At 54.1% G+C, this 22,162-nt stretch carries 16 protein-coding genes and 1 pseudogene; 9 read left to right on the top strand and 8 right to left on the bottom strand.

What is annotated here, in order from left to right:
* Positions 1 to 19: 19 nt before the first annotated feature.
* From FFS13_RS14230 to FFS13_RS14195, 8 genes and pseudogenes are all read right to left on the bottom strand, one after another.
* Positions 20 to 877, bottom strand: coding sequence for an SDR family oxidoreductase (locus tag FFS13_RS14230; RefSeq protein ID WP_137819740.1), 858 nt, complete (start codon positions 875 to 877; stop codon positions 20 to 22).
* Entirely contained in the window at positions 865 to 2,109 is a 1,245-nt protein-coding gene (locus tag FFS13_RS14225) for a glycosyltransferase family 4 protein (protein WP_137819739.1), read from the bottom strand. The genes FFS13_RS14230 and FFS13_RS14225 overlap by 13 nt, the downstream gene beginning before the upstream one ends.
* A 40-nt stretch (positions 2,110 to 2,149) precedes the next feature.
* A complete protein-coding gene (locus tag FFS13_RS14220) occupies positions 2,150 to 3,286 on the bottom strand; it encodes a glycosyltransferase (RefSeq protein ID WP_137819738.1) in 1,137 nt (378 codons plus the stop codon).
* Positions 3,286 to 4,242 carry an NAD(P)-dependent oxidoreductase gene (locus FFS13_RS14215; protein WP_137819737.1) on the bottom strand — a complete coding sequence of 319 codons (957 nt, stop codon included), beginning with the start codon at positions 4,240 to 4,242 and terminating at the stop codon, positions 3,286 to 3,288. The genes FFS13_RS14220 and FFS13_RS14215 overlap by 1 nt, the downstream gene beginning before the upstream one ends.
* 1 nt (position 4,243) lies before the next feature.
* The gene (locus FFS13_RS14210) at positions 4,244 to 5,734 is read right to left on the bottom strand and encodes a hypothetical protein (RefSeq protein WP_137819736.1); all 1,491 of its coding nucleotides are present in this window, start codon (positions 5,732 to 5,734) and stop codon (positions 4,244 to 4,246) included.
* On the bottom strand, positions 5,725 to 6,654 hold the full coding sequence (locus tag FFS13_RS14205) for a glycosyltransferase (protein ID WP_171006494.1): 930 nt from the start codon (positions 6,652 to 6,654) through the stop codon (positions 5,725 to 5,727). Before FFS13_RS14205 ends, FFS13_RS14210 begins: the two co-directional genes overlap by 10 nt.
* Before the next feature lie 17 nt (positions 6,655 to 6,671).
* The gene (locus FFS13_RS14200) at positions 6,672 to 8,048 is read right to left on the bottom strand and encodes a flippase (RefSeq protein WP_137819734.1); all 1,377 of its coding nucleotides are present in this window, start codon (positions 8,046 to 8,048) and stop codon (positions 6,672 to 6,674) included.
* Between the two features lie 212 nt (positions 8,049 to 8,260).
* A pseudogene (locus FFS13_RS14195) lies at positions 8,261 to 8,524 on the bottom strand (transposase); the annotation flags it as partial.
* 337 nt (positions 8,525 to 8,861) lie between these two features.
* Between FFS13_RS14195 and FFS13_RS14190 the strand changes: the two are divergent.
* The 9 genes from FFS13_RS14190 (at position 8,862) to FFS13_RS14150 (ending at position 22,153) form a co-directional block, all read left to right on the top strand.
* Positions 8,862 to 9,710 carry an ABC transporter permease gene (locus FFS13_RS14190; protein ID WP_256657903.1) on the top strand — a complete coding sequence of 283 codons (849 nt, stop codon included), beginning with the start codon at positions 8,862 to 8,864 and terminating at the stop codon, positions 9,708 to 9,710.
* Entirely contained in the window at positions 9,700 to 11,085 is a 1,386-nt protein-coding gene (locus FFS13_RS14185; RefSeq protein WP_218568626.1) for an ABC transporter ATP-binding protein, read from the top strand. Before FFS13_RS14190 ends, FFS13_RS14185 begins: the two co-directional genes overlap by 11 nt.
* A 3-nt stretch (positions 11,086 to 11,088) precedes the next feature.
* Entirely contained in the window at positions 11,089 to 16,257 is a 5,169-nt protein-coding gene (locus tag FFS13_RS14180) for a glycoside hydrolase family 99-like domain-containing protein (RefSeq protein ID WP_137819732.1), read from the top strand.
* Positions 16,235 to 17,173: an NAD-dependent epimerase/dehydratase family protein gene (locus FFS13_RS14175; RefSeq protein WP_171006493.1), complete on the top strand. Its 939-nt coding sequence runs from the start codon at positions 16,235 to 16,237 to the stop codon at positions 17,171 to 17,173. The genes FFS13_RS14180 and FFS13_RS14175 overlap by 23 nt, the downstream gene beginning before the upstream one ends.
* 4 nt (positions 17,174 to 17,177) lie before the next feature.
* On the top strand, positions 17,178 to 18,191 hold the full coding sequence (locus tag FFS13_RS14170) for a hypothetical protein (RefSeq protein WP_137819730.1): 1,014 nt from the start codon (positions 17,178 to 17,180) through the stop codon (positions 18,189 to 18,191).
* Between the two features lie 52 nt (positions 18,192 to 18,243).
* On the top strand, positions 18,244 to 18,960 hold the full coding sequence (locus FFS13_RS14165; protein WP_137819729.1) for a class I SAM-dependent methyltransferase: 717 nt from the start codon (positions 18,244 to 18,246) through the stop codon (positions 18,958 to 18,960).
* 313 nt (positions 18,961 to 19,273) lie between these two features.
* Positions 19,274 to 20,245: a glycosyltransferase family 2 protein gene (locus FFS13_RS14160; protein ID WP_218568625.1), complete on the top strand. Its 972-nt coding sequence runs from the start codon at positions 19,274 to 19,276 to the stop codon at positions 20,243 to 20,245.
* Positions 20,246 to 20,423: 178 nt separating this feature from the next.
* On the top strand, positions 20,424 to 21,032 hold the full coding sequence (cysC, locus tag FFS13_RS14155) for an adenylyl-sulfate kinase (RefSeq protein WP_137819727.1): 609 nt from the start codon (positions 20,424 to 20,426) through the stop codon (positions 21,030 to 21,032).
* 41 nt (positions 21,033 to 21,073) lie between these two features.
* A complete protein-coding gene (locus tag FFS13_RS14150) occupies positions 21,074 to 22,153 on the top strand; it encodes an acyltransferase (RefSeq protein ID WP_137819726.1) in 1,080 nt (359 codons plus the stop codon).
* Positions 22,154 to 22,162: the final 9 nt, after the last annotated feature.

Raw genomic sequence — 22,162 nt, 5'->3', positions numbered from 1 at the left:
AAACTAGAAAATATAAAAATTAACGCTGGTCATGCATCATCTTGACCAGTTCGAACCAAGTCGGCGGCACATAACCGGTTGCCTGGCAAAAGCGTGACGAATCCAATGAGCGGTCGATACAGACTTGCTCATCTGGAATGATTTCGATCTTCTTTCCGTACACTTCCGCCACCAGCCTGAGCAGCGATAACTTGTCGATCGGCTCGACCGACACATGATAGAGCCCATGCAGTTCGGGACTCGGGATCACATAGTCCTTCATTACCCGAGCCAGCTCGACCGTGGGCAACCCGGAGAAGAGGGCCTTGGCATAACCCTTGACCGGGCCCTCTTGCGCAAGAAACCAGTCGACCAAGGCATTGTTGCTGCCGAGTTCATGACCGATGATCGACGTACGCAGCGTAATCGCATGCGCTACCTCATGAAGCTCACCAATAAACTTGGACTTGCCATAGATGTCTTCGGCATCGGAGATATCAGCTTCGACATACCCACCCTTACGACCAGAGAACACGCAATCCGTGCTCACATGAATCAAGCGAGCGCCTGCCAGTCCGCAAAGCCTCGCTAAGCGATGCGGCAACATGGCATTAATCGGCAAAGCCGAAAGCGGGTCTTTGGCATCGGCCAACTGCTTGATCAGGCCTACGCAGTTAATGACCACATCCGGACGGATACGCTCCAGCACGCTGACCAGCGCATCCTGGTCGAGCACATCCACCCCACTCAGCAAGCGCCCCCTGTCCTGCTCGGCAAAATGCCGCAGCGCGCCGGCGCTACGCAGCGTGCCCCAGACCTCATGTTCCGGATCCTGGCTTAAGGTCCTGAGTACGGCACTGCCTAGCATGCCCGTTACGCCCACTATCAATACACGCACGACTGTCGCTCCTTGCGCTGGGTATCGAGAATCTCAACCAGGCGCGTCACCTGACTGCTCATCTCGAAATGTTCATAGAAATACGCTTTACCGGCCCGCCCCATGGCTTGAAGCTCAACGGCAGGTAGATTCTTCATGGTGCAGATCAGCGCAGCCAGAGCAGCGGGATCATCGGGTTCGCAAGCCCTTCCCGCCCCTGCCTCCATCACGACGCGCGCGCCCTCGCCTCGCAGCGAGGCAATAACCGGTCGCCCGGCGGCAAGATAGGCCTGGATTTTACTCGGAATTGTCTGAGCGAAGATCTCCTCATCCCTGAGCGACACCAGCAAAACATCCGCACGCTCGAAAATCTGCGGCATCGTCTCCATTGGAAAGCGCCCAGGTAGCAGCAAATTATCCAGTTGGTGTGCCTGCTTCTGCGCCTGCAGCCAGGCGAGCCGGCTGCCGCTGCCGACGAGTACCAAGCGGACTTCCGGGTCGTGTTTCAGTTGAATAGCTGCCTCGAGTAGAGTCTCGAGCGCTTGGGCCGTACCCAGATTGCCCGCGAAAACAACACTGAAATGCTGCTCAAGGTCCCCGGCCAATTCGGGCGAAATCCTCTCCACGGCTACGGTCGGCGACTGAATATCCATTGAATTGGGGTAATAGATGATCTTTTCCCGCCGCGCATAGCGAGCCACAGGCTCGACGAACGCACGGGATTGAACCAGCAAGGTATCGCACCCTGCATATATTCCCCTGACGAGATAGCCAACCGCCTTGAGAAGGTGCGGGAGCCTGACGAACCCAGTGGCCGCCAGACTCTCCGGCCACAGATCTTGAACCCATACGGCCAGGTGAGCCCTCTTCAGCCATTTGAGCAGGATAGCCGGAATAACCTGGGTGATCGGAGACGGCGCAAACACCAGGATAGCGTCGAACTCACGCTTTCTTAGCAGCCACGGACAGAAGACGAGGCCGGAGAACACAAATGAAAGGTAATTCAGGATCAAATTACGAGCACCACCATTGCCTCGCGGCCAAAGCGGCACACGGATCACTTCGACCTTTTCCCAAAATAACTCGCGCTGAACCCCACCCGCCCGATAACCGGGAAATACCTCCCCGTCCGGATAGTTGGGCTTGCCTGTCACAACGACGACCTCGTGGCCCTGAGCGGAGAGCATGCGAACCACGTCGTTGATGATGAAGTTTTCAGGGATGAAATACTGGGAAACGAGTAATAACTTCAAGGTTGTTCACTTTCAGTTGGCCACGCCAGGCACTACGCTTCTAACGCGCGGACTTAAGATCGCCGTAAAGCGCCAGCGCACGCCGTGTCAGCCCGTCCCAGGTGTAACGGGATAGCACCAGCTCGCGTAAACGCTCACCCTTGGCACGCAGCTCCTGTGGGTCTTGCAGCATGACGTGCATGGCCTTGGCCAACTCATCGACATCCACCCTGACTACACCCCCACCACCCATGCTTTGCACCTCATCGAAACCACACTGGTCGGTCAACAACACAGGGGTTCCGCACAGGCCTGCTTCCAAGGCAACCAATGACATGGCCTCCTGACGAGACGGCACGACCAGAAGATCGGCAGCAGCCAAAGCACTCTGCTTGTCCTGCCCAGCCAGAAACCCTGTGAACACCACACGTTCGGACAATCCTGCAGCAACAACCCTAGCGCGTAATTGCTCACCCAGCTCCGCGTCGGGCCCGGCGAACACAAGTTTGGCCGCCCCCAGTTGCGAAACAATTTTGCAGAAGGCCGTCAAAAGCAGATCAGGCCCCTTGATAGGACTGAGGCGGCCAAGAAAAAGAATGAGCGGTCCGCCATCCAAACCATAACGATCCCTGAAGGCCTGAGGGTCAGCAATCATATCGGGGTCGGGGTGCACGCCATTTGCCAACAGGCCGATTCGGGAATCCGCCACCCCATACTCGTGAAACTGCTCCCGCTCAAGTTCGGTCACAGCCAGGCAACGAGATGCGCCCTGGACAATCCGCTTACCAACAAGCCCGTTATAGAGCCGCTTCAACGGAGCGGATCGCCCAAAGACTCGCAACGACCCAGCAGGACAATAAACATAGGGGCGCCCCAGCCGAAGGGCAGCCAAACAAACCAGCGCCCCCAGAACACTCCAGTGCCCGGTGACATGCACGACATCCGCATCCGCCACCAGCGCCTTGATGCGCTTCAATGAAATTCGCGGAATCAGAAACCTTCGCATCAAAGTCGGCACGGCGATCAGCTCGATCGCCTGGAGCTCGGCCTTGCGCTTCTTACCCAGTCCAAGATTCGTACAAAGCACCGTGCAGCCAACACCTGCTCGATGCAGCGCTAGAGCCAGTTGAAAAGTACGCTCCGCCGTCCCGCCCCCCAAGGAAGGATCGATAGCGTCCGAAACATGCAGCACTTTCATCAGGAACGACTCTCTGCCTTATAGCTGTACGCAAACCGTTTCACATCACTTTCGAAGTCGGTTTTGCGCTGAAACCCCCACGACTGCAGCTTGCTGCTGTCATAAATAAGCTGTGGATTGGATTGAGATCGCCCTGCCAGTGCCAACAACAATCGCAACCCCCAGTGCGGCAGGCACATTGAACGCTTTGGCATGGGCTTACCCATCTCCCCCCCCAAGATGGCATCTATTGCCTGATAGTTATTGCATGGCTCATGGTCCGCAGAGATAAGGAAAATGTTGCCCTCAAGTGAACGTGCACTCATGGTAAGAAAAACAATAGCGGCGACAACATCCTCAACGCTGACAAGGTGCATGCGCCTATCCCCGTGAACGAATCGAAGCAAGAGCCTGTACCACGGAGCGGCTTGAGCGATGACACCAATCAACTTGAGCAAATTCTTACCCCCGGTACCAAAAACAGCGGTAGGGCGCAGGATGCCTAGATCAACACTGCCGGCTAACTCCTGCTGAATGACTTGCTCAGCAAGAAACTTATGACGCTCATATGCATTAATGGGCTTACACAGTGTGTCCTCGTTTACACAAGTTCCTCCCGAGGAGCCGACAACCATGGCAGTACTAATATGAAGCATCCGTTTAACACCAGCATGACGACTCATCTGCGCAAGATTTTGTACGGCCAATATACTTTTTTCGCCGTGCTCCACTGATGGCAGAGCAAGATTGATAACACTATGAGCCCCGCTCAAAAACTTGGCCAAACTGTCTCTATCAAGAAGATCACCACTAAAAGTCGTCACCTGCTCGGATACTTTCGCAGCAACCGACCTTTGCAAAACCCGCACGCCTATATCTTTCTGGCTTAATAGGGCAGGTAATAGATAGGACCCAATGAAACCAGTTCCGCCCGTTACACAAACAATCTTTTTATCAGCCGAATGCCCAACGCTCATCTCATGCCCTCCTAATAATAAAAGCGAGAGCACTCAGAGCCAAAAAAGACTCCACAACAAACACAACCCACAGATAGGGAGAGTTCATTTGACATACAGCATTGGCCATCAGAACTCCTATCCAGGAAGTCACGAACCTACTCTGCGACGCCCAAAAAGTGAAGCCATCAAACAAACCCAAAAGAGCCGTAAGCAAAAACATACCACCAAAAGTAATTATCAACGAACCGCTTGAAAACAATAGCGCCGGCGCTCCTGGCAAAGTCAGATAAGTAAAATTCTCTAAAAACTTATAAGGCGAGCGAGAGAGTTGTTGATAGATTGAATTGACGCCCGCGTTCGGGCTCTCACTCAAAATACCCTTCAACATAAATAACCCACGCGCATCACTTACCGAAAACACCAACATCCCTTCAAGTCCGATCCAACGGTCAACACTCAGACGCATCACCTCGACAAGCATTAACGTTGGCGTAATGCTCGCCTCCTCGAATTGAGCTGACGCTATCTGATCCGCAGCCTGCACAGCGGAAACCGCTGCGGGCTCATAGTTGTAAGTATTCATCCTAAACCAAGAAACGAGGACGAGGCTAATGAACAGAGACACAACCGGCAAAATCAGAATTCTCCACCGCCAAACTCTCAACAACTGGAGAAACAGGTCTTTCTTATGAAAAACCAAAGCCACAGAAACACTTAAGAAGATCAGGATCATTGTCGCCCTGCTGGCCAACGACACAGACACCAACACACCAAATAAACAAAGTGACCACACAATTGGCCACGTACGGTCTTTTCTTCGAGCAGACTCCCAGTCCAACACAAGATAAAGAGCAACAATTGCACCACAATAGCAAAGCCATGCAAGCACAGCACCCAAGCCAAAAGGAAGCGCGTGAAGCGGGTTTACCCCAGTCTGGAAAAAAGCAAAAAAATAATTCGCCACGTACAAAACAATGAAGAACAGTATCAAGACAGCCCAGACACCCCCGGACAGTTTCGAATACCAAGCAGGAACCATCTGACCTGCAACAGACCCAGTCGAAGGATAAAAATAGTATCTAGCTAATTGCAAAACCCTAAACACCAAGACCCCTAAAGCAGCAACTGCCGCCCCAGTTAAGGCTCTATCCCAATCCTCGGGAGCCCCATCAAAATCACCGACAGGCTCAACGAATGGATATTCAACAAGAAGATGAACATTGAATTTAAGGCAAAACCCCAGAAACAAGAATAATGCCAAAAAGAAGTAAGAACCCACAAACGGGCGCATCCAGGCCAGCATGAACATCAAAAGGAAAGCCAGCTGAAAGAACAGGAGTACAAGAGCACTCCCGGGATAATGAAAAAACGAACCAAAGCACAACAAGAGGAAAGCGGCTGTAAAAATAGAAAGCCAAATTTCTCTAGAACACACCGTCAGAAGCAATTCGCCCATTACCACCCCTGACTCGCCCTTGAGGCCTGAACGTATAATTTTATTCAAATCCATTTTGAGTATGCCACTCGAAACCCATGGAGCGCCCGACCAAAAACACCATTAATCAACAAACGAATGCTTCTATAATTAAGAACAGCAACCCCTATAAGACTATAAGCCTGCTTCAAGCAGCCGAGCGCTCTCAGGTAGCGCCCCGCACGCAAATGCAATCGAGCCATCAAGACAAGTGAGTTAGCCTCGGCCATTGGTCGCTTATCACGAAAAACAGCAGGCACATCATCACGAGAAAAAAACTTATCCAATACATAGTGATACTCTCTTGCCTTCGCCTCATCCGAAGCAGCAAAGGTTTGGGAACCACCATGAACGCGAAAACCTGCCAATGCCTTGCGAACATGCAACACATTGCCAAACAGACCAACCCGCAACAGAAAATCATAATCAGGAATTTGCCTTAACTGACAATCCCACCCCCCCGTCAACTCGAGAAGTTCTCGCTTAAATAAAGCACCAGGCCCCACAGGACAGACACCTCTGAGCACCACATCCGAATAATCGAAGGATGGCACCTCGACAAGGCGAAAAGCACGGGAATACTCGTCTATTAACCAGTAATCCGGGTATACCATCACCGCTTCCGGTTGAGCTCTCCAAGCAGAAACCAAGCATTCAATAGCATCACTCTCAAGCTTATCGTCTGCGCTTAAGTAGCCAAGCATATCTCCCGTACTGATCTGCCAGCCGGCATTAAGCGCCGCTGATTGACCGCGATTTTCCTGTGAGATTACAGTACAGCGATCGGCATACGCATTTATGATCTTAAGTGACCCGTCAGACGAGCCATCATCAATGACTATTAGTTCGATATTTTCATAAGACTGCGCCAGTATACTATCTATCGCCTCCGCTATATACCCTTCCGCATTATAAACAGGAACAACCAGAGAGACCTTTGGATACCCTTCAGACACAACCAATCCCTTTAAAATTAATCGAAATAACTTAAAATCTTATGAGGCCTAAGCAACAGGCCGACCACTGGAGCAGTCCAGACTCCAAGCCCACCTCTAACCCAAATCAGCATGAGAACACCTTGGAGAGATAGACCGAGCGCAGAAGCGGTCGCAACTCCGAGCGCGTTATAATTAGAAACCAACACCAAGCTAAGCATTACAGAAAGCGCGCCGCAGGAGGCAGTGATCCACATCATCGCCTGCTGCTTGTTCGTCATCATCAATGCATAGCCAGCAGACCCACATGCAACACTCACCAACTGCCCAGCACTCAGAATCAACAAGACGTAATAGGCATCCGAGTATTCATAACCATACACGACACCCAACACATCACGACCAACAAATAAAAATGCGATAATAACAAAAAGCGCAGGCAAAAATGCAATAGAGGCAGTTGCGCGCAAGACATTTTCCAACCTGGAAATATCCCCTCGCACATACAACTCACTTATTATTGGCATCAACGCCATATTCACAACCATCAACGGCAGGGTTAAAAACTGCGTAAATCGAGACGCCGCACCATACAAGGCAACCGCAGAGCCATCCGCATAAAAACTGAGTATCCAAATATCCGCCTGAAGCAAAACAACCAGCATTAAATTTGTAATCCAGAGCGGCATTGAAACGATAAACATTTTCTTCCATGGAATATAAAAATCCACAGACCAAAACTTACTGAGAAGCTGACACCCAGGAATAATGCATGCCAGTAAGTTTGAAATTATTACTACAATAACAACCGACCTCAACGACCCCGTATAATTATTTACCCAGCAAAAAAACAAGGTCATAAGCGTCAACAATCCCGACAAAAACCCACTGAAAATTGACGCCCTAAAAACATCCTGCAGCCCACGAAAAAATTCGGCAAAAAACATCTGAATTGAAAACAAAGCCATCCAAACAGCCACTAGCGCAGCCATATCCCCCTTTAAATAACTCAGCCCTCCAAAATTAAATTCTAGGCCATTCAAAGAAACATAGAACAAAAAAGAAACCAAACAAGAAGCCAAAAAAACTACCGCGGAACACCCCCAGAAAACCCCCTTAAGCTGCTCCAGCATTTTCAACTCAACAGACTCCGCCACCAACTTGACAGCAGAAAAATTAACGCCACACAAGGCCACGACAGAGAGTATCGACACAGCACTAAGCGCCAAGAAATACTGCCCAACATCCGAAACCGACAAGATTCTTGCCAAAAGCATACTGACCAAGAATCCGATAATTGAGGTCATGAAGCGAAAAATGAACGCCCACTTCCCCCCATGAAACAAGCGAACAAAAACACTACTCTTCACGGGCCTGGAAATATCACGACCATCCACTTTCAGGGTATCTTTCAAAATCTGCGATTTCCTGCGAGATCAAGATGCGTCAATTAATATAAGAAGGCCTAAATTAGCCCAGGCCACTCTCAATTACATCAACAAACAGAAATTTTATCAACAATCCAGCCAGCTCACTTTCTCCCTTCGCATTCATGCGCTCACCCTTGAGGAGCACTTCCCAAAGGAGACTCCCTGCATTACAAGCGCACCTCTCCTGCAATCAGTAACTATATTCGCGCTATCCACAGGCTCGACAACGCAAACAGCGTGGTTAGCTGGACGGCATTCTTCGCCAGGCCGCGAAAGCACTCCTTGGTGTAGCCGAACTGGCGATTGACCACCCGGAACGGATGCTCGATCTTCGCACGGACCTGCGCCTTGGCGTATTCGATCTTGCGCCTGATGCGATCGAGCAAGCTTTTTTGCTGTGATTTTTGTACGTGCCAGGGGCGGGCGGCAATCGACCAGATCCCTAGCCGCGCCATGAACTCGGCCTCGAAGTATGCGCCATAAGGCAAAACAGTCGGTAGGACTGCCACTGCCTGGCCACTACTAAACCTGCAGTTGTTTCCAGCGGCCTGGATGCTCGGCGAGTGCTTACTATGAGTTATTGCCGACAGATGGTATCGGTGCTGCATTCCCCCACAACAGCGAGGAACCGACAATCGTTCAGACGAAATCGGCGCAGAGCCCCCGCGCCCACCAACAGGAATAACATCGCCCCTCGCGCACGAGCTTAAGCTGTTGCGGCTTGCGTCTACACCGCCATCTTACCTTGAAAATTGCCGGGGAATGGCTCAAGCTGGGCGATCACAAAAAGCACACCGCGTGAGAACAGATGCAAGCAGTAAGTCACAGTTGATGGTCCGGCATACTTATTCTCCGGCCGCGCTGCTGCGCGGTGCGGTTGCTCACCACGCACTGATCTGGCAAATGATCACGCGCGAAATTGCTACCCGCTATCAAGGCACCTTTCTCGGCCTGGCGTGGGCGCTGATAACTCCGCTGCTCCTGCTTGGCATATACACCTTCGTCTTCTCAGGGATCTTCAAGGCCCGCTGGCCGGGTGGTGAAAACCATCTGGACTTCGCATTCGCCTTGTTCGTCGGAATGATCCTGCATGCTTTCTTCGCAGAGTGCGTGAACCGTGCACCGTCACTGATACTGGGCAACCCCAATTACGTCAAAAAGGTCGTGTTCCCCCTCGATGCACTCCCCTGGATCTCGCTCGGCTCGGCCCTGGCTCAGCTGTTCGTGAGTTATCTGGTGCTGCTGGCAGCCGTGCTCATCATTCACGGGCAGCTACCGCTAACCTGCTTACTCTTCCCGCTAGTCGTGCTGCCTCTGGTGTTGGTAGCGCTGGGCATCAGCTGGATGCTGGCCGCTACCAGCGTTTTCCTGCGCGACCTGGGCCAGATAACCGGCTTCCTGAATACCGCCCTGCTGTTCCTCTCCCCGATTTTTTACCCGCTCTCAGCGCTACCGCAAAACATTCAGCCGCTGGCCATGGCCAACCCACTCACCTTCATTATTGAGCAAAGCCGCAACGTTATTTTGCAGGGACAACTGCCCGATTTTCAGGGGTGGGCCATCTACCTGGCATTGAGCTTGCTGGTAGCTTGGCTGGGTTATGCGTGGTTCCAGAAGTTGAGGAATGGATTTGCTGATGTCATCTGAAGAACCCGTCATCCGTGTCACCCAGCTAAGCAAGTGCTACCAAGTCTATCGCCGCCCGCAGGATCGCCTTAAACAATCTCTGGTGCCACGCCTGCAACGCCTGGCCATGGTCAAACCGAGCCAGTTCTATCGGGAGTTCTGGGCACTGCGCGGAGCCTCCTTCGAGATTCGCCGGGGTGAAACGGTGGGCATCGTCGGGCGCAATGGCTCGGGCAAGTCCACCCTGCTGCAACTGATCTGCGGAACCCTCAACCCGACCACCGGCCATTGCGAAACCCGAGGTAAAGTCGCCGCCCTGCTCGAACTTGGCACCGGCTTCAACCCACAGTTTTCCGGGCTGGAGAACGTTTATCTCTATGGCCAGATTCTGGGCATGCCGCGCAGCCATATCGAAAAGATACTGCCCGACATCCTCGCCTTCGCCGATATCGGCAGGTTCATCCACCAGCCGGTGAAGACTTACTCCAGTGGCATGTTGGTGCGGCTGGCTTTCGCCGTCTCGGTGGCTCGTGAACCGGATATCCTGATCGTGGATGAAGCCTTGGCGGTTGGCGACGAGGCGTTTCGCCGCAAATGCTTCGCCCGCATCGAAGCGCTACGCGAAAAGGGCACCACCATCCTATTCGTCTCCCACGCCGCCGCATTGGTGGTGGAACTGTGCGATCGTGCCCTACTGCTGGATAGTGGCGAACTGCTGTTCGATGGCACACCCAAAGAAACCATCGCCCTCTACAACAAGCTGTTGTTCGCCCCCGAGGCCCGCCGCGCCCATGTGCTCCAGGAGATCCGCAACGCCGCGCAAGCTCCCGCCGCCAACTCGAACATCAGTCCGCCAGGAAGCGCCCCCGCGCTCAACGCGCCAGCCGTCAAAGCCGAACGCCCACACTACATCGAAGGCCTGGTGTCACAGAGCCGGATCGAGTACGAACAGCTCGGTGCGCTCATCACCGACCCGCATATCGAGACACTCGAAGGGCAGCGGGTCAACAGCCTGGTTGCCATGCAGGAGTACCAGTACTGCTATGCCGTGCGCTTCATCGAGAACGCGCGCAACATACAGTTCGGCATGTTAATAAAGACCATCAGTGGTTTCGAAATCGGCGGAGCCAATTATCCGGCGGTCAACAAGTACCTTCCCGAGGTGAAAGCAGGGCAAACCTACGAGGTCAGCTTTAGTTTTCGTGCGCTGATGAACCCGGGCACCTACTTCTTCAACGCGGGTCTGCAAGGGGAAACCGCGACTCACCCCGAGCGCATCTACCTGCATCGCATTCTCGACGCGGTAATGTTCCGCGTCCAAGCCTACGAGGGACGCATGACAAACGCCCTGATCAATTTTGATATCGCCTCGATGGCTGCAAGTACGGAAGAGTAACTTATGGCAGAAGTGACAAAGCGAATCGTAGTCGTACTTGGCATGCACCGCAGCGGTACGAGCGCGATAACCCGCGGGCTGCAGGTGCTCTCCCTGGATCTCGGCGACAAACTGATCGGCGCCATTCCCGGTAACAACGAGAAGGGCTTCTGGGAAGATGCCGAGATCAATGCCTTCAACGAAGCCCTTTTAAAGAAGCTGGACTCCGCCTGGCATCGCCTGGCCAAGCTGGACGACCAGGTTTTGCTGCGCCCGGAGTTCTCGCTGGAGCGCAAGACCGCAACCGCTCTCCTGCAAGGCAAGCTGTCGGACAACACCGTATTCGCCTTCAAGGATCCACGCGTCGCGATACTGCTGCCGTTCTGGCAAAACATCTTCGCCCAACTCGACCTGAAGGCCAGTTACCTCATCGCCATTCGCAACCCGCTGGACGTAGCCCAGTCGCTGCACAAACGTGACGACTTTGCCCAGGTTAAAGGCCTGATGCTGTGGGCCAAACACCAGGTCGGCGCACTCCGCGGGACCCATCAACAGCAACGCGTCTTCGTCACCTACGACGCCATGCTTGAAGAGCCCGAAGAGCAATTGACGCGAATTGCGCGAGCACTCGAGCTGCCGCCCCCACAGAGCGCCCCACAAGCGCTGCGCGAATACACGGAAGAGTTCCTGACCCCGGCATTGCGGCATAACGTGGCAGCCCACGAGCGCCTGACCGATACTCAGCAGGTCTCGCCGTTCATTCACGAGCTCTACCAACTGCTCCAGCAGTTGGCGGCGGACAGCCTGCCCGCCAACGGCAATGCCCTCGAACAACGCTGGCAAGCCTTCGAGCAGCGTTATCTGGAGTTCCTCCCGCTGCTGGCGCACTCGGACCTACTGGAAAAAGCCCGGGACGCCGCCACCCGCGAGCGCGAGAGCGCCTTGCAACAACTGGCGATCGCAATCAATACCAGAGATCAGGCAGTCAACGCCCAACAAACGCTGGCAGCCTCGCATGAGCAACTGTTCAACGAGCTGACCAGCCTGCGTATCCAGCTCGAACAGCTACAAATCCAGCATCTCGCGGCAGAGCAGGCTCTGAGCAAACTTGCTCAGGAACATGCGCAGGTAAGCGCCTCCTACGAGCACAGCTTGAGCGAAAAGGCCGACCTAATCGACCAGCTCAATGCCGCACAACAAGCCGCTCAAGAAGAAGTCGCGAGGCTCACCGAGGCCCTCAGCGAACTTGCTCAGGAGCACGCGCAGGTAAGCGCTGCCTACCAACACAGCTTGAGCGAAAAGGCCGACCTAATCGACCAGCTCAATGCCGCACAACAAGCCGCTCAAGAAGAAGTCGCGAGGCTCACCGAGACCCTCAGCGAACTTGCTCAGGAGCATGCGCAGGTAAGCGCTGCCTACGAGTACAGCCTGAGCGAAAAGGCCGATCTAACCGACCAGCTCAATGCTGCACAACAAGCCGCTCAAGAAGAAGTCGCGAGGCTCACCGAGACCCTGCAGCACGTGAAACAGCTGCATACTCAAAGCGCCCAGACCGCGCAACAGCTTCAGCAGCAGCTCGCCGGCACACAGGCGCAACTCGAAAACTTACGCCAAGAGCAAGAACGCCTGCAGGAAGAAAAAACCGGGCTGATCGCCCGACAAGACGAGACCGGGAAAGCTCTACACGACACGCGATTGAGCGTTGAAAAGCTGAACGATACCCGCGACCAGTTGCAGCAGCAGGTAGGCCATCTACAAGGCCAGTACGCGGCCGAACAGCATAATGTCCTGCACCTCAGCCAGCAGTTGGCGCAGACCAACGCCCAACTGGCGCGGATTATCAGCAGCAAGTCCTGGTTCCTGACCAAACCGCTGCGCTTCCTCCGCAGAAGCATGATGACCAGGCCTTACCGGTTTATCCGTCGCACCTTCTCCAATACCGCGCATGCGGCTTGGCACCAGTTGCCCTTCTCCAGCGAAGCTAAGCAACGGTTCAAAAACACGATCTTCAAATCGCTGCCCACTGTCTTCCGCTGGACCCAGGCCTACCGCAGCTGGCAGAACTTCACCGCCCCGATCAACCACAATCCGCCAGCCTGCAGCGCCATTGCCACAGCGCCAACCCAGCTACAGGCGTCGGCCAGTGCCGAATACATTCCCCTGCTCCAGGGCGCGCCCTTGAAGAGCAAACCGGTGAAATTGATCTGCTTCTACCTGCCGCAGTTCCACCCCATCGCCGAGAACAATGCCTGGTGGGGTGAAGGCTTTACCGAGTGGACCAACGTCCAGCCGGCCCAACCGCAGTTCGCCGGCCACTACCAGCCCCATGTCCCGGCCGAACTGGGCTACTACAGCCTGCTCGACTCCGCCGTGCAACGACGCCAGACCGAACTGGCCAAGCTCTATGGTATCGAGGGTTTCTGCTTCTACTTTTATTGGTTCGGCGGCAAGCGCCTGCTGGAAACCCCGATTGAAAACTACCTGAAAGATGCCAGCCTGGATCTGCCGTTCTGCCTGTGCTGGGCCAACGAAAACTGGAGTCGCCGTTGGGACGGCCTGGACAGCGAAATCCTGATCGACCAGCAACACTCACCGGAAGACGATCTGGCCTTTATCGCCCATGTTGCCCAGTACATGCGCGACGCCCGCTACATTCGCATCGACGGCAAGCCGCTGCTTTTGGTCTACCGTCCCAGCCTGCTGCCCTCGGCCAAGGAAACCGCCGAACGCTGGCGCACCTGGTGCCGGGCCAACGGCATCGGCGAAATCTACCTGGCCTACACCCAGTCCTTCGAGACGGTCGACCCGGCCAAATACGGCTTCGACGCCGCCATCGAATTTCCGCCGAACAACTCCGCGCCGCCGAACATCACCAACAGCGTTACCCCGCTGAACGAAGACTTCGGCGCCACCGTTTACGATTGGCGAGTATTCGTCGAACGCAGCGAGAAATACCAGCAGCCCGACTACAAGCTGTTCCGCAGTGTCTGCCCGGCCTGGGACAACACCGCACGCAGGAAGAACCGCAGCACCGTCTTCCTCAACAGCACTCCTTCGCTCTATCGGCGCTGGCTGGAAAATGCCATTCAGGACACCGAGCAGCGTCATGACAACCCTGATGAGCAGTTGATCTTCGTCAACGCCTGGAACGAATGGGCCGAAGGCGCCCACCTGGAGCCCGACGCTCATTACGGCTATGCCTACCTGCAAGCCACCCGCGACGCGCTCAGCCCTGCCGACACCAACCAAGACCAGTCGATTTTGCTGGTGACCCACGACTGTCACCCGCATGGCGCCCAGTTCCTCATCCTGGAAACCGCCAAACAGCTCAAGGCCAATGGCTTACGGGTCGTCATCCTGGCTCTAGATGGCGGCAAGCTACTGGACGATTTCGCCCACGTCGGTCGCACCCTCAATGCCAAGGAAGTGGGAGGCCAGGCCGTGCAGACGTTCCTTGCCAACCTCAGGGCCGAGGGCTGTGCGGATGCCATCACCAGCACCGTAGTTAGCGGGCGCGTGCTGCCGCAACTGAAAGCCTTGGGTTTCCGTGTGCTCAGCCTGATCCACGAGCTTCCCGGCGTAATCCGTGAGATGCAGCAAGAGGTCAATGCCGAGGCCATTGCCCAGCATGCCGACAAGATCGTCTTCCCTGCATCCCTGGTGCACCAGCGCTACTGCGAGATTACCCCGGTCGCCGTGGAGAAGGTTGTCATCCGCCCCCAGGGCGTGCTGCGCAAGAACCCCTACAAGACGCGCCGCGCCGAAGCCCACAGCAAGATATGCAAGAAGCACAAGCTGCCCGCCGACTGCCAGATCATTCTCAGTATCGGCTATGCCGATTCGCGTAAAGGCGCCGACCTGTTCGTCGAAATTGCCGCACAAACCCTCAAAGTGCGCCCCAATTCAGCGTTCATTTGGGTTGGCCATGCCGAGCAGCAGATGGAGAAATCCGTCACCCAGCGCATTCAGCAACTGGGGTTAGAGGATCGCGTCCTGTTTACCGGCTTCGACCGCGAACCCCTCGCCTATTACGCGGCGGCGGCGGCCTATGCCCTACCCTCGCGCGAGGACCCCTTCCCCAACGTGGTACTGGAGTCCGCCGAAGTCGGCGTGCCCGTGGTGGCTTTCGAAGGCGCCTCGGGGGCTGGCGATTTCATCCAGGAACAAGGTGGTCGCCTGGCAAGCTACCTGGATGTGCAGGACTTCGCCCGGCAGCTCTGCGAGTTGCTGGCCAACCCGGTAGAACAGCCCAGCCGCTCCGTCGGTTCGCTTCAGCAATATGCCCTGGACCTGCTGCACCACCTCAATGGTTTTCCGCGCATCTCCGTGGTCGTACCCAACTACAACTACGAACGGCACATCGGCAAGCGCCTGAAAAGCATCTACCGGCAGAACTGGCCGATCTATGAGCTGATAGTGCTGGACGACGCCTCCAGCGATAACAGCGTCGAAGTCATCGAGAAACATCTCGAGCGCAGCGGTAGCGATGGCCAATTGATTGTCAACCAGAGCAATTCCGGCTCGGTCTTCCGCCAATGGCAGAAGGGTCTGGCCCTGAGCAAAGGTGACCTGCTGTGGATCGCCGAAGCCGACGATCTCGCCGACAGTGACTTCCTCGATGAGCTAGCGCCGGCCTTCCATGACCCATCCGTGGTGCTGGCCTACAGTCAATCCAAACAGATCGACGACAGAGGCAAGGTACTGGCACCGAACTATCTCGACTACACCAAGGATATTTCAGAACACTGGCTGACCCACTATGTGCGCGATGGCCGTGAGGAAATCGGCGAAGCCCTGAGCATCAAGAACACCATTCCCAATGTCAGCGCCGTGCTGTTCCGCAGAACCGCGCTCGAACGGGCATTCAATGCCATAGGCGATGACCTGTTCGGCTATCGGGTCGCCGGGGACTGGCTGATCTATCTTCATGCGCTCTTACAGGGCAAGGTGTATTTCTGCGAGAAATCGCTGAACCAGCACCGCCGCCACACCAACAGCGTCACCAGCTCCACCCAGGAACTCAATCACCTGCAGGAAGTTTGCAAAGTTCAGGAAATCGCTCGCGAGCTGACGGAACCATCCGCGGCGGCGCTCGCCAAGGCACATGCCTATATCGAGCACCTGCATGAGCACTTCCAGATACCGAGCAAGAACGGTAAAGGAATCCGTGATGGCATCAGTCAAGTCATATAAGAGAGCCGTCATCCTCGGCGCGGCGGGATTTATCGGAATAAATCTCGCCAACACCCTGGCCGAGCAGGGCTACGAGCTGATCTGCTTCGACCGAGCCAGCTCGCCCCAGTGGCCGGTGGGAGCCAAGGCGATTATCGGCGATTTCGCCAGCCTGCCTGCCGAGTTGCTGGAAGCCCTGGACAATGCACTGGTCTTCCACCTGGTCAGCTCCTGCCGCCCCTCGCCCAGTACGGCCCAGGCGGCAGAAGAAGTCAGTCTCGACCTGGCCACCACGCTGCGCTACCTGGAAGCCACCAAAGCACGGAACCTGCGCTGGGTGTTTCTCTCCTCCGGTGGTACCGTCTATGGTCAGCAAGACAGCGAGCGGATTGTCGAAACGAGCTCGACCGAGCCCATCTGCTCCTATGGGCTGGTGAAGGTCGCCATCGAGAAGTATTTCGCGCTGTACCGCACACTGTACGGCCTGGACTATGTGATCGCCCGGCTGGCCAACCCCTACGGCCCCTGGCAACACCCGCTCAGAGGGCAAGGCATTATCGCCGCGCTGACTTACAAGGCACTCAAGGGCGATACCATCGAAATCTGGGGCGACGGCGCCAATATCAGGGATTACATCTATATAACCGATGCCACCCAAGGCATCCTGGCTGCAGCTTGGTCAGGTAAGTCTGGTGAAATTTATAACATTGGCACTTCCATGGGCCACTCGATCAACCAACTTATCGAGATACTTGGTAAGTCGCTGGAACTGGAATTAAAAGTCAATTACTCCGCAGCAAGATCCGTGGACGTCAAGCGCAATGTGCTGGATAACGTAAAAATCACAGCACATACCGGCTGGAAGCCTTCAACAACTATCGAGAGCGGGATAGCCCTTACTGCATCCTGGATAGAACATAATCTTAAGCTTTGGTGAAAAATTGAGAAAAGCTTACTTTCACATCGGATTCGGTAAGACCGGCAGCTCCGCGCTACAGTCTTACTTGTCCTTCAATCCCGAGCATACAACACCTGAAACGAACGAAAGACTGCTTTATTGCAGCCTTCAAAGTGATGGAAGAATCATCTATGGCGAAGAGCTAACGAAAAAAGCTTCACTCACCCCTCTTAAGTACATCGCCTCTTCCCCCGCCATCGCAGAAACAGAGAATCTCTCGAAGATCAAACAAGCACTGGACGAAATATTTGATGCTGGTTATACGCCGATTTTTTCACAAGAAGACTGGGGGCGCCGCGCCGGTCACTTTAAAAACTCTGATTTATTCACTCAACTAGACTGCACAGCACATGGCATAGTCTATGTACGCCCACAGGTTGACTGGTTTAATTCGGCCTGGTGGCAGTGGTATGCCTGGGCCAGTGAGTTCTCTAACCCTGGCGATGTCATCAAAGCCTGGGGCTATAATTTTATGCTCTGGGCAGACCAGATCACCAAGTGGCAAAGACTACCTGGCGTTGAAAACATCACTGTAAGGCTGCAGCCGAGTGACGTCGTAGAAGATTTCATGGGGCTTTTCAATATTAGACCAACCCTCAGCGCAGCTCACGAAGAGCGGAATAACGTCAGCCTTAATCCGACTTTAATAAAGCTTTTAAAGAAATACCCATCACTCAGATGCACCCACGGCGCAGACGTCGACAGTATCCTTTCAAAGTTCTTAAAGTTTGAGGGAAAAGCACCTTGGGTCATTGATCAAGAACTATCCGAACAGATTATCGCCGCCACCCGTGCTGACAATATGCTGCTGCATAACCTGCTAGATGAGCCATCCAAAGTGCTGATGAAGAATGATGCACGCTGGTGGAGTGCTGAACACTATGCATCACGCCGTGTCTGTACCCAGGCAGACTTTGAACTAAACACTCAAGATCTTCTCTCAATAATTGAGCAAGCAATACCTGCGCTGATACAACTCGGCAGAAAAGTAACTTGATCCGCTAACCTTCAGCACCAGCCAAGACCAAGGAACCAAACAGGAGCTTGACATGACAGTTTTTCAGCATAATGGCCGATGCCCCATCTGTGAAAAAGAAGTTACCTTCTCGGCTGAGTATATATGGTTCAGAGACCACTTGCTCTGCTCAAACTGTGGCTCAATACCACGTGAGCGAGCCTTGTTTAAAGTAATTATTGACTATTTCCCAAACTATCGCGATCTCTGCATTCACGAATCATCACCTGGTGGTCGCGGCGCCAGTGTTAAACTCCACAAGGAATGCCGAGACTACTCTGCTTCGCAATATTATCCCAACGTCGCTCCTGGAAAAACTCACCCGCAGAGTGGCTTTCGCTGCGAGGACTTAGAAAACCTTACCTTTCCCGATAACTCATTCGACCTATTCATTACCCAGGACGTGATGGAGCACATCTTCGATCCGGAAAAGGCCTTCAAGGAAATTGCCCGAGTGCTTAAACCCGGTGGCGCTCATATATTTACCGCGCCTTTGATCAATAAGGGTAATAAGAGCGAACGTTGGGCCTCCCGCACCGAAGAGGGTGAAATCATTTACCACCACGAGCCTGAATATCATGGCAATCCTGTCGACGCCAAAGGCGCCTTGGTCACCATGCATTGGGGCTATGATATTGCCGGCTATATCTCGGACTCGGCAAAAACGCCCACCACAATTATAATGATCGACGATATCGACCAAGGCATCCGCGCCGAATATATCGACGTGCTGGTCAGTCGCAAGCATTAAACTCCAACCATGAGTCGCGCTCACACCCTGCAGCTCAGCGTGAGCGCCAGCGACTCTAAGCAGTTTTCGGGAGACCGAAACTCAGACATACCCGCGAATAGGGTAGCGCTTCGGCTTTAGCCAACTGGCAAATGGATCACCGGAAGTCCCAAGATTGAACACTGATACACTACTGCAGTCTACAACCCAAATTTTCGAGCTTATTTGACTAGAATATCCACCTCGCCGGCACGCAACCACCATGTACAACCTTTCCACTGACATTCTAACCGCCTCCTCCGGGGTAGCCGCTCTTGAGCGGCCAAGAGTCGGCGTGATTATCGTCAACTGGAATACGTTCGACGTGCTCGAGCGCTGTCTGGCCGCCTTGGCCGGGCAGCAGGCGCCTATCCATAGAACCATCGTCATCGACAACGCCAGCCGCAATCCGCCCGAGGCGTTGCCGAGCCAGCGACCCGCCGACACCCACTATATCCGCCTGGCCGAGAATGTCGGCTTCGCCCGGGCGAACAACCTAGGGGTGGCCGAGCTGCAGGATTGCGAGTGGATAGCGCTGGTCAATCCCGATGCCTTCCTCGCTCCCGATTGTCTGGAGCAACTACTGCAGGCGGCCATGCGTCAGCCGCAGGTGGGCTGCTTCGGCGCAGTAACGCTGATGGCACAGGACCCAACGCGGCTGGATGGTATCGGCGACGCCTATCATGCCAGTGGCCTCTGTTGGCGACTGGGGCATGGCGTGCCGCTGAACGAGGAATCTCTTCAGGAGCGGCTGATCTTCTCCCCGTGCGCCGCCACGGCACTCTACCGGCGCGATCTCTACGAGGCCGTCGGCGGGCTGGACGAGGACTTCTTCTGCTACTGCGAGGACGTCGACCTGGGCTTTCGCCTGTGGCTGGCCGGGCATCAGTGCCGCCTGGTGCCGACTGCCCGAGCCCTGCATGTCGGCTCGGCGTCCAGCGGTGGGCAGAAGAGCGATTTCGCCCTTTACCACGGGCACCGCAACCTGGTCTGGACCTATGTGAAGAACATGCCGGGCGCACTCTTTTGGCTCATGCTGCCCGCCCATATACTCATGAACCTACTGACCACACTGATTTATGTTTGCCGTGGCAGGGGCCGGGTGCTGCTGCGCGCCAAGTGGGATGCCATCCGTGGCCTACCGCGCATGTGGCGCAAGCGCCGCGCGATCCAGGCACAGCGCCAAGCAGGCATCCGGAGCATCTGGCGCCTGCTGGACAAAGGCCTGGGCCGCCGTTACAAAATCGCCAAACGGTCGTTGTTGTAATATGCAGCATTCTGGAAACTGGCCTGCGCCACCCAGCGATCCAAGCTGGAGCTCAACCCGCGCTAACGAATGCACCTGCTTTTGGCCAAGTAACCCTGCGGGGCTGCAACCGGCTAGCCATCTAGCCCTGCCGAGAGCCTTGGTTAGTGAAAACTGTCTTCGCTGTGAAGGATAAGAAATGAAGCCTGAAAATATCGTTTGGCAAGATGGCCACGTCTCCCGTGAAGAGCGTGGTCGTCTCTTCGGCCACAGCCCGGTGACCATCTGGATGACCGGGCTGAGCGGAGCCGGCAAATCAACCCTGGCCTTCGCTCTGGAAGCACGCCTGCTCGCCATGGGCCATGCCTGTTTCGTGCTCGATGGCGACAATGTGCGCCACGGGCTGAACCGTGATTTAGGCTTCTCCCCGGAGGATCGCTGCGAGAATATCCGCCGTGTTGCCGAGGTGGCACGCCTGATGAACGAGGCCGGGCTGATCGTCATCACCTCCTTTATTTCGCCCTACCGCGAAGACCGCCAGCAGGCCAGACAGATCATCGGCACAGCGGCCTTCTTCGAGGTGCATGTGGCCACCTCGCTGGAGACCTGCGAACAACGTGATGTGAAAGGCTTATACCAACGCGCACGAGCTGGCGAAGTAAAGGACTTCACGGGCATCAATTCACCCTATGAGCCACCAGTTAACCCAGCGCTAGTCATTAATACCGAAGCATTTAGTGCGAATGAAAACATAGATCATTTATTGAGTATGCTGAGCACTATAATTTCCCCAGATAACAAATATTAATTTGTTATCCTAAATCAAAAATTTAACTCGAGAAAATAACAATGACACTAACAGGGCTGCATTCATTAAGAGGTTTAGCAGCTCTTTCCATTGTGGTATTTCACACACTTGGAATCGCGAAACTAGCCATACCTGATCAGTTTGGCTTTATAAATATCTACTTCGGCCTCGGCGTTCCACTATTCTTCACGATAAGTTGTTTCTCGCTCTTTCTCAGCACCTCATCACGAGTCGGCCAAGATGGTTGGTTATCCGCCTACTTCTTCCGGCGCATCTTCAGGATCGCACCACTATTTTATTCCATGACTATTTTTTTTCTGATATTTATATATCTGAAATTTGGAAAAACATACAGCGCCATCGATATTATCATGAATTTTTCGCTACTCTACAACCTCTTCCCAGGAAAACATGAGAGCATAGTTTGGGCAGGCTGGACGATCGGTGTAGAGGTAATATTCTACCTAGTTGTTCCCTACCTGCTAACACTTATAAAAACCATATATAGCGCTACTGCTTATTGCATAACAATGATTGCATTAAGCGCTTTCGCTTACACCTTTTACAAAAGTGGGGGCTACCCCCCAGGCTACGCATACATGAGCTTCCTTGGCTCAATCGGCGTGTTTTCCTTTGGCGCTCCTGCATACTTTTTATACAAACACCTTCAAAAAAATCCCCCAATCAATCTTGGCTATACCATACTTGCTATTACACTAGCTATCATGGTTCCAGTTATTCTCTTCGAAGGGGCTGTTGTACCGCATATAGGGAGCCGCTCAAACCTTTGGGGACTGGTGTTTGCCCTCCTGATAGTTTCCCAATGCCTCAAACCATTCCCTCTTATATCAAACAAAGCCTTTGCTTTCCTCGGAAAGCTAAGCTTCGGGATTTATTTATGCCACCCCGTAATTATTTACATGCTCCAACCTATCTATAAGAGAATTTATGGATTTTCTTTAGGAAATGGCGTCTCATTTATACTCTGCGCAATCCTTTCTATAGCTCTAGTCGTAGTTGCGGCTCAAATCGCCCACGTCCTGATCGAGCGTAACGGCATGCGCCTTGGTGAGTGGCTAATATCCAAACGCATTGCTCGAGATAATCTGGCTACTTGCTAGGCAAGTTTA

This window comes from Pseudomonas sp. 2FG, from assembly GCF_005502935.1.
Taxonomy (GTDB): Bacteria; Pseudomonadota; Gammaproteobacteria; order Pseudomonadales; family Pseudomonadaceae; genus Aquipseudomonas.
This window is presented reverse-complemented; position numbering and strand designations above follow the sequence as displayed.

Coding starts and splice junctions, on each gene's coding strand:
- cysC (WP_137819727.1), top strand. CDS start 20,424: ATGAAGCCTGAAAATATCGTTTGGCAAGATGGCCACGTCTCCCGTGAA.
- FFS13_RS14215 (WP_137819737.1), bottom strand. CDS start 4,242: ATGAGCGTTGGGCATTCGGCTGATAAAAAGATTGTTTGTGTAACGGGC.
- FFS13_RS14175 (WP_171006493.1), top strand. CDS start 16,235: ATGGCATCAGTCAAGTCATATAAGAGAGCCGTCATCCTCGGCGCGGCG.
- FFS13_RS14210 (WP_137819736.1), bottom strand. CDS start 5,734: ATGGATTTGAATAAAATTATACGTTCAGGCCTCAAGGGCGAGTCAGGG.
- FFS13_RS14220 (WP_137819738.1), bottom strand. CDS start 3,286: ATGAAAGTGCTGCATGTTTCGGACGCTATCGATCCTTCCTTGGGGGGC.
- FFS13_RS14185 (WP_218568626.1), top strand. CDS start 9,700: ATGTCATCTGAAGAACCCGTCATCCGTGTCACCCAGCTAAGCAAGTGC.
- FFS13_RS14165 (WP_137819729.1), top strand. CDS start 18,244: ATGACAGTTTTTCAGCATAATGGCCGATGCCCCATCTGTGAAAAAGAA.
- FFS13_RS14180 (WP_137819732.1), top strand. CDS start 11,089: ATGGCAGAAGTGACAAAGCGAATCGTAGTCGTACTTGGCATGCACCGC.
- FFS13_RS14150 (WP_137819726.1), top strand. CDS start 21,074: ATGACACTAACAGGGCTGCATTCATTAAGAGGTTTAGCAGCTCTTTCC.